Genomic DNA, 15,467 nt, shown 5'->3' on the forward strand with positions numbered 1-15,467 from the left:
CCGGTTGGCACGTATTCCTGAGGGGCTCCGATAGTCTGGTTTGTTGGTCTCGGCATTCTCGATAGATGCTACCCACCAGTGGTTTTCGATTCAACCAGCTGGTAGTGCTAGAGATAGTGCCACGGATTGCAAAGTTTGCTTGTGTCAGCTGACGGGTCGGGCCATTTCTGGTTGCGTGCGTCGTGCTTTGTTCTCAGGCAGGACAGGCGGGTTTCCGCTATTCCGAGTGAGTTGCACTGTCACCCTCCGTAGTGGCATGAGAAAACTAAATAGGGTGAGGACGCCCGGTTGCTGTAAATCGTGTGGCGTGGGTTGGGTTCGATGGTGATCTGGTGTCGGGCACCGCCAGCGCTGCACATCTTCAACAACCACCGATTCGACTCGTTGTCTCCCAGGGATGCCGATCTGCGTCCTGCGACGTCAGTGACCGGCAACAAGATGAAGTTAGCAAGATCGTCCTGAGGCCCGGCCGATTAGTACCTGCCGTTTTCCACCTGGAGTCTGTCAAAACTGGCCGACTGCCAGGTGGGACGGGGGCGCTTGACGACTTTTCCCATTTGTGGGCCTGTGCTTGCTATCGTGCAACGAAGGCCTTTTCTTCCTAAGCTGATAAATAGCGTTAGGAGGTATCCTGTTCCGGCTTGTTGGTACTTCCGTTCCAAGTCGCCACACCGGCTGCCCGGCGGGAGTGCTACCAAGTCGCCACACCAAGTCGCCAGAACGCCACTACCCAGAGACGCTATGTGAACACTCGCTTCTTTGTTTACAACCTAACTCACCACATCGTATACACACACGCTGGGCACTTCCTTTACACACGGTGTCAGCACATCGTTGACACCAAAACTCACGACATCGATGACACCGTGTGCACCCAGGGCTTCGAGCCTGTCAGCCGACCGTATCCAACTGGTAGTGCGGCTTTTCGTAGGCGATCCGCTTCAATGAAAACGTCGGGCTAGATGCCCTCCTCGGTTGTTGGCGCCCTCCTCGGCGCCAAAGCATAGGCGAGTGATAGCCGTCGGTAGGACCGCGTACACAGCGCCCCGAGCGCCAGCAGCAGTGAGACTATCCCGGACGCCAGGAACACCAGCGCGATCCCGCGCGCATCCCCTTCTCCGAGCAGCCAGCCCCAGTCGTCCTGACCTGTCCGGGAATCCATATATGGGATGATCCAGAACTCCGCCAGCGGCGCAATGATGAACGCGGTGATCGGGGCCGCCGCCGCCTCGAACGTCATGGCGAACCCGAAGACCCTCCCCTGGGTCTCGAACGGTACGACCCGCTGGATCACCGTCTGCTCCGCGGCTTCCACTGCGGGCATCAGGATCATGAACAACCAGATCCCCACCAGGTAGAGCCACCACCACTCGCGGATCGTGAAGGTGGCACCCAGCACTCCGGTGATGGCCACCAGGATCAGCATGGTGCGGATCGGGTTCTTGCCGAGGCCGAACTTGGCCACCAATCCTCCGCCGATGATGAAGCCGGTGGCCGTCACACCCAGCACAACACCCCAGATCTCCACCGGGAAGAGTGTCAGGCCGTAAGGGTCCATGAGCGCCATGAACACCCCGCCGGTGAGGTTGTTGAACGTGGTGAAGAGGATCAGCGCGAAGAGGCCCTGCGTGGCCCTGACCGCCGCGATGCCTGCCTTCATTTCGGACAGGCCCGTGTGCCCGCCCTCCCTCAGGATCCGCGGTTCGGGAATGCGAATGGTCAGCAGGTGAACCAGCACCGCCACGATCGCGACCAGCGCGATGATGATGGTGCCGCCCATGCCGAGCATGCCGATGGCCAGGCCGCTGAAGACGCTGGTCACCAGGAATGCGATGCCCTGCACCGCACCCACCAACCCGTTGGCATTCGCCCGCTTCTCCGCAGGAACCAGCAAGGTCACGGTGGTGGAGAGTGCGATGTTGCGCAGCTGTTCCACGACGGCGCCGATCAGCATCACCACGGCAAAGAGCCAGAACCAGACCTGTGAGATATCAAGCAATTCCGCTTCCGGGACCAGCAGGAACATCGTGCCGGCGAGCCCGAAGAACAGCAGGGTGAACAGCGTTGAACCGAGCATGACTGCGTGCTTGCGGTACCGGTCCACGATCACGCCGAAGAACAGGCCGAAGACCGAAACCAGCAGCATGTAGGCGCCGCCGATAAGCCCGGTGGCCAGCACGGACCGTGTTTCCAGGTACACCCAGAAGGTCAGGGCGAACCAGAGGAAGCTTGTGACAACGTTCGCGACGGCCGTATTGACCAGCACATGCAGGAAGGCACGGTGCCCGGTATCGGGCACCCCCGTGCCTGCGGCAGGTTCAACGCCTGTCGTCTCGTCTCCAACTGGGGGTTTGCCTTCCCGTGGCATGCTTCAAGCCTAGATCCAGGTCCCCACCCTTCGGTAGGGGAAGGCCCCGACCCTCCTCAGTCTGCAGCCGCTTGCAACGTAGGCCCGGACCATCCAGCCTTCCCGCACGAGAACCCCGACACATTCCTGGTCATCAAATTGCACTGAATGCAACGATGCACTTAGTGTAAAGAGATGAACACTTCTCGCCCGGCGCCGGACCGCCGCACAGAGATCAAGGCCAGGCACCGTCGATCCATCATCGATGCCGCGGCATCCATCATGCGCAGCACCATGAGCAGCGAATTCTCGGTTGACGAGTTGGCCCGCCAGGCGGATGTCTCGCGCCGCACAGTCTTCAACCACTTCGCCTCGATGGACGACGTGGTGATCGAGGTGTTTGCCAACGAACTGGGGATCCTGCTCGAGCAGCTCACCTCCGTGCCGCCTGCAGTACCCACCGGGCAGCCGACCGAACAGCCGACAGCACCCGGGACCGGCTCCATGTTCGACGAGCTGGCCGACGCCTTCCGGAGGACCGACCTCATCTCCCCCATGGTCTACCTGACCCGGGTGCTGGGCAGCGATGACCCGCAACCCACCTCCCGCCAGTCGCGCCTGTCAATGCGCGCGTTCTCCGAGATCAACACCCGCCTGGGCCACGAGATGCACCAGCGGCATCCCGGGGCCGATGCCCTGGCCGTCGGCCTGCTGGTGAGCACCATGACCAACGGGTTGTTCGTCATGTACACCCACTGGGTCACCGCCACCGGCCTGACCGATTCACCCGGGTCGCGGGAACTCTGGGCCCAGCTGCTCGAGCGCCTCATCGCGACCCTCCGTACCGGTTTCGGCGCCAGCTAGCGCCGGGGCACCCCACCGATTTTCAACACGCAATGCGAAGGAACAATGGCTGAATTTCTGTATCGTCTTGGACGCGGCTCGGCCCGCCATGCACGAATAATCCTCGCCGCCTGGTTTGCGGTGCTCCTGGCCGTGGGCGTGGCCTTTGCCCTGGGTGGCGGAACGCTGTCCAATGCCATGTCCATCCCCGGCACCCCCACGGCGCAAGTCACCGAGAAGCTGGCCGAGAAGTTCCCCGAGGCCTCCGGCGGCACCGGAAGCATCGTGGTGCAGACACGCGACGGCAAGGCCTTCACCCCGGCCCAGGAAGACGCGCTCAGCGCCATCATCGAGCAGGCCGGCACCATCGACGGCGTGGAAACCGTGGTTGACCCGTTCGCCACGGAGGCCGAGCGCGCCAAGCAGGCCAAGGCCCTCGAGGACGGCAAGGAACAAATCGCCGACGCCCGCACCAAGCTCAAGGACGGGACCGCGCAGCTTGACGCCGCGGAGGCCAAGCTCGAGGCAGGACGCACCCAGCTGGAGTCGGCCATTGCCCAGGCGAAGGCCGCTGGCGCCTACGACGCGGCCAAGGCCCAGTTCGACGCGCAGGAAGCCCAGCTGGAGGCCGGCGCCGCCGAACTGGACAAGCAGCGCACGGTGATCCAGGAGAACACCGCCACGCTCGAGGAACAGGACGCCATCCGCGAACAGGGTGCCTCGCTGCTGCAGATGGCCCGGGAAATCCGCACCGTTTCCGCGGACGGGGCCGCCGCCGTGGCCACGGTGGTCTTCACCGAGGCGCAGATGGACATCGCCCAGGAAACCAAGGACGCCCTGGTGGCGGCCTTCGAGGACCACCCCGTCCAGGGCGTTGCCGTGGACTACTCCTCCGAGGTCTCCCAGGGCATCCCGAGCGTATTCGGGCTCGGCGAGGTGATAGGCCTGGTCGTGGCCGGCATCGTGCTGGTCGTGATGCTCGGGACCCTCATCGGCGCCGGGCTGCCGCTGCTGACCGCCCTGGTGGGCGTGGCCATCGGCGCCCTGGGGGCCATGTCGCTCTCGAGCGTGCTTGAGATGTCCTCGGTGACCCCGATGCTCGGCCTGATGCTCGGCCTGGCCGTGGGCATCGACTACTCGCTGTTCATCATCAACCGCCACCGCCACCAGCTCAAGGAAGGGTACACGGTGCGCGAGTCGATAGCGCTGGCCAACGGGACCTCCGGCAACGCCGTCGTCTTCGCCGGCGCCACGGTCTTCATTGCGTTGCTGGCCCTGAATGTCACCCGCATCCCGTTCCTGGGACTCATGGGCAGCGTGGGTGCGGCCAGCGTGCTGATTGCCGTGCTGGTGGCCATCACCCTGACCCCCGCCCTGCTTTCCCTGGTGGGCACGCGGATCCTTTCCCGCAAGGAGCGCGCCGCCCTGGCCGGCGACGCACCGGTGCGCAGCACCTCGGCCCCCGCGGCGCGGGCGCCCCGGGCCATGTCCACCCGCGGCGCGGTGGGCACCGCCGTCGCATCGATCGCCGTGCTGCTGGTGCTGGCGGTCCCGGCGCTCGACCTGCGCCTGAACCTGCCCGACGGCTCCTCCGAGGCGCACGACACCACCCAGTACCGGGCCTACTCCACGATCTCCGAGCGCTTCGGCGAGGGCATGAACGGGCCGCTGCTGGTGGTTGCCGACCTGCCGCCCACGGCCGACGACGACGCGGCGCTGGCCCACCAGCGCACGATCGCCGAGGCCCTCTTCGCCCAGGAGGACGTGGTGGCAGTGGCCCCGGCGGGCACCTCCGCGGACCGCTCCGTGGCGGCCTTCCAGGTCATCCCCGCCGAGGGGCCCACGAGTGTTTCCACCGAGGAACTCGTCCACCACCTGCGCGGGCTCTCCCCGCTGGATGGCACCTTCGAGATCGGCGTGGCCGGCGCGGCCAGCGGCAACGTCGACATCTCCGAGAAGCTTGCCCAGGCCCTGCCGATCTACCTGGGCGTGGTGGTGGGCCTGTCCATGCTGATCCTCATCCTGGTGTTCCGCTCGATCTTCGTGCCGGTGGTGGCCACGCTGGGCTTCATCCTGTCCTACTACGCGGCACTGGGCGGCGTCGTGGCGATCTACCAGTGGGGCTGGCTGGCCCCGGTCTTCGGCGTGGACACCCCGGGCCCGATCCTGAACTTCCTGCCCACGCTGCTGGTCGGCATCCTCTTCGGGTTGGCCATGGACTACCAGCTGTTCATCGGCTCGGGCATGCGCGAGGCGTATGTGCACGGGGCCCCGGCGCGGCTGGCCGTGGTCAAGGGCGTGCGCGCGGGACGCGCCGTGGTTTCCGCGGCCGCCATCATCATGATCTCGGTGTTCGGCGGGTTCGTGTTCTCGCACAGCGCGATGATCCGGCCCATCGGCTTTGCCCTGGCCTTCGGCGTGCTGGTGGATGCCTTTGTGGTGCGCATGCTGCTGATCCCGGCGCTGATGCACCTGGCCGGCGACAAGGCCTGGTGGCTGCCGAAGTGGCTGAACCGGATCCTTCCGGACATCGACGTCGAGGGGGCCTCGCTGGAGCGCCGCCACCCGCACGCCGAGGATCAGGCCGCCGAGGGCACCCTCGCCACGGAGCCGGCAGCGCGCGGCTGACCCTGCGCAACGCTTGAAGCCTGCGCAATGCCTGAAGCCTGCGGGTGCGGCCACCGATGCGGTGGCCGCACCCGCAGGCTTTTAAGCGCCGTGGTCCTGCCCCGGACCGGCACCGCTAGACCCATCTCCAGCGGGCGGGCGGCCTGCCGCGGCCCGCGGCAGGGGACGCTGCAGCCTCCGGGGCGGCCCGCTCGAGCAGCTTGTTCGAGCCCAGGGCGCGGCCGAGGTTCGCGGTCTCGGGAACCGGCAGCCCCGCGGCCGCGGCGAGTTCCTTCATGCGGGAGATCAGCTCGGCGGTGTCGAAGGTGTCCCCGAGCAGCGCCCGGGTGGTGCCCGGGTTGATCCACAGCGAATCGAGAAGCACCGTGGCGGCCTTGGCCACGATCGCCCGGTGGTCGAAGGGAAGCTCCGGAAGGTCCGCCAGGGGTTCGAGCCTGACCCGCTCATCGACCATTGGGGTCTTTTCATCCAGGATGACCGCGCGGGCGATCGAGAGCGTCGGGCCGCGCTCGTCACGCTCGAAATCGTCGAACACCCCGGCCTCGACGCTGGCCAGGATGGCGTCTGCCTCCACCCCAACCTTGCTCAACAGGGCCCGCTCAACGGCCTCGGCCAGGCGCTCGTGGGCGTTGAGCAGGACCCCCGGCAGTGCCGCACGCCCGGCGAACGGGTCGAGGGCACGGACACCGAGCACCAGGTGCAACGATCCCCCGCGCAGGATCAGGGGCACGGCGTCGATGGAGACCAGGGGCTGGGTAGGCATGGAATCGATACTACCCATCTTCAAGCTGCCGCCTCAGTTCCAGGATGATGCCCATCCGCTCGTTGCGGCCGCGTTGGTAGGCGCGCCACCCCAGCGGCGGTTGGTGCTCGAAGTCCGCCAGCTCCCGCTCCGCGGCCTCGAGCCGTTCCTCAAGGGTTCGTTTCCCCATGGCGCATCACCGCAGGTTCCCGAGTACCGCACGGACGTCGTTGAAGGACTGGGTGCGCAGGAACCGGCCGTCGGCCCAGACGGGCTCCAGCAGGGAGTCGGCTTCCTGCTGCGGCGTCGCCTTCTCGATGAGCACCAGCTCACCGAAGGCGTCCCGGGCCACCGCGAGGCGTCCGGTTGCCGACTTCTTCATGCCGCTGTCCGTGACGGGGTCCTTGAGCAGGTTGTGTTCCTCCCCGTTGATCATTGCCCAGGTGGCCTTGATGGCCGAGGAGAAGGTGTCGCGGGTGACGTACTGGTAGGTGTAGGAGCCCACGCCGAAGACCACGTTTTCCGCGGCGAAGCCCAGGGCCTCGAGGCGCCCGGTGATGTCGCGGGCGCGGTCCATGGTGATCGAGTCACCGTAGATCAGCCCGAAGTGCCCGTCGATGACCTTGTAGCCGGCCTCGTTCACGGTGCCGCCGGCCAGTTCCCAGAGGATCTGCACGGCGCCGAAGTAGGCGGGGTCCTCGGCGACGGTGGCGGGAGCGGTGCCGTGGACGATCCCCGGGTTGCTCCGGGTGCCGCACAGGATGTCGGCGGGATCCCCGGAATCCGGGCGGATGACGACCTTGCCGTCGCGCGTCATGATCTGTCCCTTGAGCGCCGGGAGGATTTCCAGCAGCACGTTCCAGAAGTCGAAGGTGTCGGCGACGATCGAGACGTTGCCGTTCGGGTGCACGTCCAGGATGCGCTTGAAGGTCTCGAGTTCCGAGGATTCGCTGATGCCCGCGCACATCACCGAGTGCTCGGTGGCAGGGATGGAGCCGAGCACCTGGCCGTTGTCGGTGCCGAAGTCCGAGGGGTAGTAGCGGCGGACCCAGTCGATGGTGGCCAACGAGTCGGAGCCGGTGAAGCTGAGCAGGTGGCCGGCACCGGATGCGGCAGCCGCCGCGGTGCCCGCCATGCCGCGGAAGGAGAAGTCGTGCAGCTGCCAGTTCACGAAGGCAGCGTCCCCGCCGGTCCGCTCCGCCGCGTCATCGAGGATGGTGCGGAACTCGTTGGCGATCGTTGCCGAGGTGGAGGGCTGCCAGATCGCCGCCGAGAGGACCGTCTCGATGTAGTTGGGAAGCCAGAAGAACTCGGGTTCGGTGTTCTCGATGGTGATGGACGGAACCCGCAACGGAACGCGGGTGCCTTCCGGCAGGGCACGGACCATCAGCGGCAGGTAGCCACGGCGGTGCAGGGCACGAATGTGGTCGGCATCGATGCCGTGGTTCGGACCAAGGACACCGGTGAGCGTGTCCAGGTACTCGTTCACCGCCGCATCCTCGTCCGCGGCGAAGAACGGCGCGAATGCCTCGATGCAGTAGGACTGCAGGAAGGCCTGGAGGCCGAAGTGGACCACCTTGTCCACACCGTCGATGCGCGAGGCGCGGTTGGTGAAGTTAACCAGCACCTGCGTGGTTCCGGCCGGGTACAGCCCGCGGTGGCCGAGCTTGTAGGCGTCGGTCTCGAAGAGAGGTGCGGTAACAGCGGCCTGGGTGAGGGTGTTCGTGTGCGTGCTCATGGTCTTTGTCCCTTTCGGTGGCGGTGTTGGTTGGCGGTGTTAGTTGGTGGGGGCGAGGAAGGCCGCCAGGGGAATGACAGTGGCCGCGACGTCCGGGTTTCGGTGGCCGGGGTGCGAGTCGGTGGTGAAGATCCGGCCGTAGGCTTGCGTGAGTTGTGCGGTGCGTCCGGAGAACACGCCGTGGCTTACCCACAGGTCGAGGCGTTCCTTGGTGAGGCCGGTTGACTGGGCCAGGCCCATGAACGTGCCTCCCCCGTCGCAGATGTCGTCGACGACCAGCAGCCTGCCAGTATCCGGGAGGTCCTCACACTGGAACGAGGAAAGCTTGCCGGTTTCGAAGTCCCGCACCTTGGTGGCCCTGTACAGCGGCAGCCCCAAGGCCTCGGCTGCGCGGCGGGCGCGGTCGACCGCGCCCGCGTCGGGGGCGATCACCCCGACGTAGCCGCGCTCATGTGCCGGAAGGCTGGCCGCGATGACGGAGTCAGAGTGGACCACCGTGAGGTTCTCCACCAGCTCCGGCATCACGGGAGAGTGCGGGTCGAAGCAAACCACGCGGTCGGCGCCCATGGCGTTGATCAGGTTTGCGTAGACCTTCGCGCCGAACGGGGTGCCGCGGTCCTGGCGCGCGCCGGGGAGATACGGCACCTGCGCGGTGACCTTGTGGCCGCCCTGGTGGGCATGGTCGATCCACATCGCCGCGGAGATGAAATCGTTGGCATCCGCACCCGAGACCAGCACGTGCGATGGTGTCTGCGTGCTGTTCTCTGAGGTCTTGAGGTGCTGCTCCCCCGCCGGGAACATCATGTTCGTTGCGTTGGAGAAAACGGTGAATCCTGCCGGGACGGTTGCGAATGCCTTGATCATGGATCCACAGTAACACAAATAAACATCATGTGATGTTTATTTGTGAATCCCGTCGAGAGGAAACTCCAAAGCGACGCTCACATCCCGCCTGATCAACTACCCTCCGGCAACGTCACAGGTTTGCAGTGAAGCGCCGCGTCGGTCGTTGCCGCTCAGCCACCTACCGTCATCTGGTCACCCCTTGGCAGCTTGAAGCTGACGGGCACGGCAGAGCGCCGCCTACAGGCAAGCTGGCTTCTTCTCGATGGCTAGGGGCGTGCAAATTCCGCCAAGCACATTTCATACAGATGCTCGGCATCGGGGCCACCAATCTCCAAGATGATCCAGCACCACTCCCACCCTGGCGGCCTCGAGGGCCCGGTACTTTCTGGCGGTGTGGTCTCCTCCGGCGGGACAGATTCCTCGGGTGATTCGGATTCCTCAGGAGGCAAAGATCCCCCAGGCGACTCAGACTCCGCCGGCGGAACAGATTCGAGCGGCGGCTCGGACTCTTCCGGCGTACCAGATTCCATGGGCGGTGCGCTCTCCACTGGCGGAACAGTCTCTTCTGGCGGTGCGGTTGCCTCCGGCGATTCCTTCTCCCCCGACGGCGCGGTCGCCACGGGAACCGTGGCCGTAGGCTTGGGTTCAGGTACCCGGAGTTCTTCATCCGACGGCGGCGTCGGATCGTGTTCCTGAGAAACCTGCGGAGCTGCTACCGGCAGGCGATTTACATCCACCATCCATGGCTTGACCCCGCCAGAAACCGGGGATTCCAAGGAACCATAAAGCCTCACCGGCTGACTTGGTTCAGTCTTCCCGTCCACCGCTGGCGTGCCCGATCCCGTTTCGGTCAAGTCAGTTCCACTGGTTTCCGGCGCCCGGGATTGGCCCGTCATGCCGGGGAACCCCTGCGGGCTCTCGACGGCACTCTCGGGCAACGCGCCGATGTCGTTCGATGCATTGCCGACGATGGTGCTGGCGGCGACTGCGATGGTGGCCACGACAGTGAGCGCGATAGCGGTGCCCCCGGCCAAAACGGTCGTGGGAACGGCAACAGCCGATCCTCCGGCCTTGCCCAGGACTGTCGCAGCCTTGGCACCACCCAACCCCGTGGCGAGCCCGCCCGAATATGCGGCAGCGACGACCGCCGGGATCGCGCCCGACGTGGCTGCTGCCGGAATCCCCAATGCGGTGATTCCGCCCAGGAAGAGCGGCGCAACGATGCCGCGCATGGAAGAGTTGACTTCATCAAGCTGGAGCAGCGCCGCCGTGCAATCGGAACATTCCGAAAGGTGACGCTCCACTTTTGCTTCACCACGCGACGAGAGCCTGCCACGGATATAGGCGCCCAAGTGCGACGAGGCAAACGTGCACGCTTCTTCGGAACCATTGCGGAGATGGCACTGCAGGTAGGCCTGCCGCAGACCCTCACGGGCGCGCACACCCAACGCGGAAACGCCGTTGGGGGCCAATCCAAGCAGTGGAGCCACGTCCGCCGGCTTCATGTCATCGACTTCGAGGTACCAGAGAACCGCTTGCCACCGTTCGGGCAGGGAACGGAAGGCATCAGCAACGACGCCGGATTCAAACTGGCTCATGACGGGATCGGCGTGTTCGTGCGCTTGGTCAAAAACTTCGAACTCGTCCGTCAGGGACTGTCGCTTCTCATGGGCGTTGTATGCGAAAGCGAGGTTCGAGACTGCCTTGCAGAGATAGGCGCGGAAGAAGACATCGGGGCCCCCTCCGGAACTGATGATCGCAAAGACTTTCTCAAAGCCGCCAGCCACCAAGTCCTCAACCTCGGAAACACTGTTCGAGTGGCGGTACGCGGTCGCCAGCGCCGCACTGTAGTGCCGGGCATAGAGAATCTCTTGCGCCTGGGCATCCCCCATGCGAACCATGGCGATGAGATTCGCATCGTCAAGCCCTGCCGATGCTTCATCCGAATCGTGGAGCGTTTTCATGCTATCCCCCTAGCTTGCTCTTCGCGTTCGCGAAAAGTCCCGCCCACATGGCAACGAGCAGAGACAGATCTAAGTATGGCCCAACAAGCAATGACTTTTTTGAATGGAGAAGTTGGGTCCCCCCTTTAACGACGATCATCAAGGTTGCCACGAGCCGGCTCCTACGATCCCCTGATCGCGATCCCGGGATCAGTACCGTGCTTGCCCTGTGGCGGGAACGCTTCCCTTGGCTGGGTGGAGGCAGGACTCCGACGAGTCTTCACCAAGCTTGGGAACCTTGGTGAGAGCCATCGGTTGGAGGTACCCCGAATCCCCTGCACCGCGCGAGATACTCGGTTGCAACTTGGGTCACGGCCCAAGCACAGCAGGCTACACGCGGGGAAAGACGCGTCATTGACACATCGCCATGAATCGGGTGATTTTGGTGGATTTGCCGATCAAGGAAATTCTTTTGGCGTTTTGCCGTCACGAAACCTGGCCGTGGCTCTCTGTACTTGTGAAGCGCAGAGGACGAAAGCAGTCCTCTCCGTACGGCCGCGCTCCATCGTGCTGTCACTTTCGAGACACCGGCCACTAGATATCGCGTCCCTTCTTGGGGGAGTGGACGCGGTAGACCGCTGTCCACATCGGCTTTCGCTAGTCGGCATGGCGGCAGCGTTTTAGGGACCCGGCGGATTTACCGCAGGGTCCCTCGACGTTTCGGGATCCAGCAAGGACTCAAGGGAAGATCTGCAACGCGCCGCTTGTAGTTCCCCGTATCGAAGGACGCCCTACACTTCCTCCTGCTGAACCACGACGGCTTGGAGATTTACTCCCCCACCATGGTTTTGGCCACCGCGGCAGCGACCGGCAGATAAATGCCACGGCCCGAAGAGAAAGTTGGATCTCGGAGCAGCTACCGGAGGGTTCAATACCTAAGCCGCTGGCATTTGGATTGATTATGATTCACGGACCGTATCGTCCGCGCAGGAAAAGACGCAATTTCTCCAGAGGGGTGAATCCACCGAAATAATCATGAAGATTGCATCAATAAAAGGAGCTGGGATACCAGGACTCGAACCTAGAATGACGGTACCAGAAACCGTTGTGTTGCCAATTACACCATATCCCAAAAATTGCGATGAATTCATGATTCGACGGCTTGCCAAAGGCATGAATTAGAAGCGCAACTCGAGCACAAACAGTACCCAACTCCGACGTGAATCGCAATTTTGGCCATCCCACTGCCGGAGCTCCCTGGCTGCACCCGGGAACGAGCTGTACACAGCGGGACTAGGACTGCCACGCGATTGTTCCGGAGCAATAGGTCACGGGTGCGGGTTACTTGGCCGGTGACCCGCACCCGAAAAGCCTAGGCCAGGTACCTTGAAATTGCCGCCAGCGCGGCGCGCACGCCGCTGGTGAGCGTGGGTTCCATGATGGGCAGGAAGTACGGCGAATGGTTCACGGGCGGGTTCTCCTCATCCGCGGGGAATCCGCCGAAGAACCAGTACACCGTGGGGACTCCGATCGAGTCGCCGAGCCAGCCGACATCCTCGCTGCCCATGACCGGCGGCGCCAGCACGACTTGCTCCTCCCCCAGTTCGGCTCGCAACGCGGCAACCACCGAACGCGTGTGGTCCGGGTCGTTGTAGCAGCGCGGGAAGTCGTAGATGTGCTCGATCTCCGGCTGCGGAGCGCGGGAGGCCTGGGCTTCGGCGTTGACAATCCGGGTGACGGCGTCAAGTACCGTGGCGCGCACCTCCGGGGTCAGGGTCCGGATGTTCAGCGTGAACTCGGCGCGGTCGGGAATGATGTTTTCCTTCAGGCCGGCATGGAACGTTCCCGCCGTGACAACCGCGGGCGTGGTCGGTGCGAGTTCGCGGGACACGATGCCCTGCAGCCGGGTGATGATGTGCGCGCCGAGCACGATCGGGTCCACCGAATCCTGCGGCTGCGAACCGTGGGACTGGCGCCCGTGCAGGGTCACCTTCAGGGCGTCGGCCAGCGCCATCGCGGTTCCCGAGGAGATATGAACGGTTCCGGCGGCGTAGGGGAACACGTGTTGTCCCAGTACAACCTCGGGCCGCGGCGCGCGGCCCCAGAGCCCGTCGGCGACCATGGCCCGGGCCCCCGCACCGGTCTCCTCCCCCGGCTGGAAGAGCAGCACCAGCGTGCCGGCCCAGCCCTGCCTGTTTTCCCACAGCACGCGTGCGGCGGCCAGGAGCACGGCCACGTGGGTGTCGTGGCCGCAGCCATGCATCACCGGGACCTCGGTGCCGTCGGGCAGGTGCCCCGTGGCCTGCGAGGCATAGTCGGCCCCCGTGTCCTCCTTGATGGGTAGTCCGTCGGTGTCGGCACGGAAGGCAATGGTGGGGCCCTCGCCGTTGCGCATGAGGCCGACCACCCCTGTGCCGCCGCAGCGGAAGTTTTCGATGCCCAGCGCCGTGAGCTGTTCCTCGATGAACGCCGCGGTGGCGTGTTCCTGCATGGAAAGTTCGGGGTTGCGGTGCAGGTGCAGGTAGGTTTCGTTCAGCCAGTCGGTGTCCAGCTGGGTGAGGCTTGGGGATTCGGTGGTCATGAGGGGTGTTGCCTTCCTGTCGTGTGGAGTCTTGGTGCGCGTCGTCGTGGTGGTGGTACCGGTGTGGCGAATTGGCGGAGGTCAGTCGACCTCGGCCGCGGTGTGGACTTCCTTGCGGTCCCGGAGGACCCAGGACAAGACGATCGAGAGGACCACCACGAGCGCCGTGGAGAACAGCGCCACCTTGGGGGCGGCGGGGATGACGATGAACTGGAAAAGCAGCGCGAGGGCCACGGCAATGACAGTGGAACGCAGGCGCCGCATGCTCACGATCGCCTGGACCAGGACGGCACCCATGAGCGAGGGGAGGATGTAGAGGCGGGCCACCTCGATGACCTCGGCGGGCACCAGGGAGACCAGCCAGGTTCCCAGCAGCCCCACGAAGACGAGCAGGCTGGTCAGGTGGACGGTGGCGGCGCCGCCGATGGCCATGACGGCCGCCAGGTCACCGCGCCGGGTTCCGGGCTTGGCGTTGATGCTGGACTGGGCGACGATGGCCGCCGGGAGCAGCTTGTTGGAAATGTTGCCGATCATGAAGGCCTGGTACATGGCGGCCGAGCCGAGGATCGGGAAGTATGTCAGGGGCTCGACGAACCAGAAGATCCCGAACGTCGCGGCCACCGCCACGAACGAAATCCAGATCATGGATGCCGTGATTTCCAGGCCCGAGAAGAAGACCAGGTAGATGGGGCCCAGGAGGGAGAAGATCAGCCCGGCGATCATGGTGAGCGAGCCGTAGCGGGTTGTTTCGGATTCGAAGCGGGCCATGGAGGCGTCGGCGTGGGAGGTCACTGTAGTAGTCATCGTTTTCGCTTTCTTTCTCGGGGTGCGTTTCGAGTCAGGCCGTGTGCGTGAGGTAGGCGGCGACGATCGCCACCATGATTGCAAAACCCAGGGCCCATTCCTTGAGCCACCTCAGTTCCAGCTTCTTGGCAACAAAGAGGCACAGTGCCATGGTGGCCGCGGAAATGAGCAGCGTGATGGCGTGGACGTTTGATTTCGGGAGTTCGGCGATGGCCAGCATCGAGAAGGCACCGAGCAGGGCGGCCGAAGGGATCAGTGCCATGATCGCCGGATTGGTCTTGGCGAGCTTCTTGCCGCCGCGCTTGAGGATCGGGGTGAGGATCAGCGTCGAGAGCATCCACATGCCGCCCGAAAGCGACATCGCCATGAAGGCGACAGCGAAGACCTGTTGCGTGTATTCCGGCCCGCCGAGCATCGACCCCATGGAGGTGGCGGCAAGCGACGCGGAGGCGGTTTCCGTGGAGGCCGAGCCGATCAGCCCGATGCGCACCAGCACCGCGGGGGTGCCGAAGAGCGCCAGCAACGCGATGGCCACCAGGACCACGGCCAGCGAGGGACCGATCGACGCCACGGCGCCGGCCCGGAAGGACTCCTTCAGTTCCTGCACGGGCATGTCGATGTGTGGGGCCGCCCGGCGGGCGGCCTTGATGTAGAGGAAGGTCTGCACGAAGATCACGGCGAAGACGCCGAGTGCGCAAATCCAGAGGAACGGTGAATTCGCCACCGCCCAGATATCCGTCGATGCGGGGTTGGCCAGGGTCGGGCTGATGTGTGTCACGGGAGAACTCCTCGGGGGTTCGGGGACGCCACCCCACCGGTGTGAGCCGCGTCTCTTTTCACCAACGTTCCGCCTCGCCCGCGCGCTTGGCAACCAATGGAGGAATTCGTCAGAAATTTGTCCATATCCCCCATTTGGCACAAATTATTCGTCCACACTTCCCAGCGCGTGGCGGAAATCGACACACTGTGATCACCACCACCCCTCGGCGCCTGAC

General features: G+C 64.6%; 11 protein-coding genes and 1 tRNA gene. 2 read left to right on the top strand and 10 right to left on the bottom strand.

Features of this window, described 5'->3' with window-relative positions; translation table 11 throughout:
• Window positions 1-958 precede the first annotated feature (958 nt).
• Window positions 959-2,368: an MFS transporter gene (locus ACSYDW_RS06030; RefSeq protein WP_438337807.1), complete on the bottom strand. Its 1,410-nt coding sequence runs from the start codon at window positions 2,366-2,368 to the stop codon at window positions 959-961.
• A 174-nt stretch (window positions 2,369-2,542) separates the two neighbouring features.
• Here ACSYDW_RS06030 and ACSYDW_RS06035 point away from each other — a divergent pair, with 174 nt between their 5' ends.
• Together ACSYDW_RS06035 and ACSYDW_RS06040 are read left to right on the top strand one after the other, a co-directional pair.
• Window positions 2,543-3,211: a TetR/AcrR family transcriptional regulator gene (locus tag ACSYDW_RS06035; RefSeq protein ID WP_438337808.1), complete on the top strand. Its 669-nt coding sequence runs from the start codon at window positions 2,543-2,545 to the stop codon at window positions 3,209-3,211.
• 45 nt (window positions 3,212-3,256) lie between these two features.
• Complete coding sequence (locus tag ACSYDW_RS06040; protein ID WP_438337809.1) at window positions 3,257-5,818, top strand: MMPL family transporter; 2,562 nt, start codon at window positions 3,257-3,259, stop codon at window positions 5,816-5,818.
• 115 nt (window positions 5,819-5,933) lie between these two features.
• On the opposite strand, the gene ACSYDW_RS06045 is transcribed toward ACSYDW_RS06040, so the two are convergent.
• The 9 genes from ACSYDW_RS06045 to ACSYDW_RS06085 form a co-directional block, all read right to left on the bottom strand.
• A complete protein-coding gene (locus ACSYDW_RS06045; protein WP_438337810.1) occupies window positions 5,934-6,581 on the bottom strand; it encodes an NUDIX hydrolase in 648 nt (215 codons plus the stop codon).
• Between the two features lie 10 nt (window positions 6,582-6,591).
• On the bottom strand, window positions 6,592-6,750 hold the full coding sequence (locus ACSYDW_RS06050; RefSeq protein WP_438337811.1) for a hypothetical protein: 159 nt from the start codon (window positions 6,748-6,750) through the stop codon (window positions 6,592-6,594).
• Between the two features lie 6 nt (window positions 6,751-6,756).
• Window positions 6,757-8,298 carry a nicotinate phosphoribosyltransferase gene (locus ACSYDW_RS06055; protein WP_438337812.1) on the bottom strand — a complete coding sequence of 514 codons (1,542 nt, stop codon included), beginning with the start codon at window positions 8,296-8,298 and terminating at the stop codon, window positions 6,757-6,759.
• Between the two features lie 39 nt (window positions 8,299-8,337).
• On the bottom strand, window positions 8,338-9,162 hold the full coding sequence (locus tag ACSYDW_RS06060) for a ribose-phosphate diphosphokinase (protein WP_438337813.1): 825 nt from the start codon (window positions 9,160-9,162) through the stop codon (window positions 8,338-8,340).
• A 248-nt stretch (window positions 9,163-9,410) separates the two neighbouring features.
• Window positions 9,411-11,108 (bottom strand): zf-HC2 domain-containing protein, encoded by a 1,698-nt coding sequence (locus tag ACSYDW_RS06065; RefSeq protein WP_438337814.1) that lies wholly within the window; start codon window positions 11,106-11,108, stop codon window positions 9,411-9,413.
• 1,039 nt (window positions 11,109-12,147) lie between these two features.
• A tRNA-Gln gene (locus ACSYDW_RS06070) sits at window positions 12,148-12,219 on the bottom strand.
• A 240-nt stretch (window positions 12,220-12,459) separates the two neighbouring features.
• The gene (locus ACSYDW_RS06075) at window positions 12,460-13,668 is read right to left on the bottom strand and encodes an amidohydrolase (RefSeq protein ID WP_438337815.1); all 1,209 of its coding nucleotides are present in this window, start codon (window positions 13,666-13,668) and stop codon (window positions 12,460-12,462) included.
• Window positions 13,669-13,749: 81 nt separating this feature from the next.
• Window positions 13,750-14,472 (bottom strand): hypothetical protein, encoded by a 723-nt coding sequence (locus tag ACSYDW_RS06080; protein ID WP_438337816.1) that lies wholly within the window; start codon window positions 14,470-14,472, stop codon window positions 13,750-13,752.
• Between the two features lie 34 nt (window positions 14,473-14,506).
• A complete protein-coding gene (locus ACSYDW_RS06085) occupies window positions 14,507-15,250 on the bottom strand; it encodes a DUF5058 family protein (protein ID WP_438337817.1) in 744 nt (247 codons plus the stop codon).
• Window positions 15,251-15,467 lie beyond the last annotated feature (217 nt).

The sequence above is a fragment of the Paeniglutamicibacter selenitireducens genome, assembly GCF_051550675.1.
Taxonomy (GTDB): domain Bacteria; phylum Actinomycetota; class Actinomycetes; order Actinomycetales; family Micrococcaceae; genus Paeniglutamicibacter.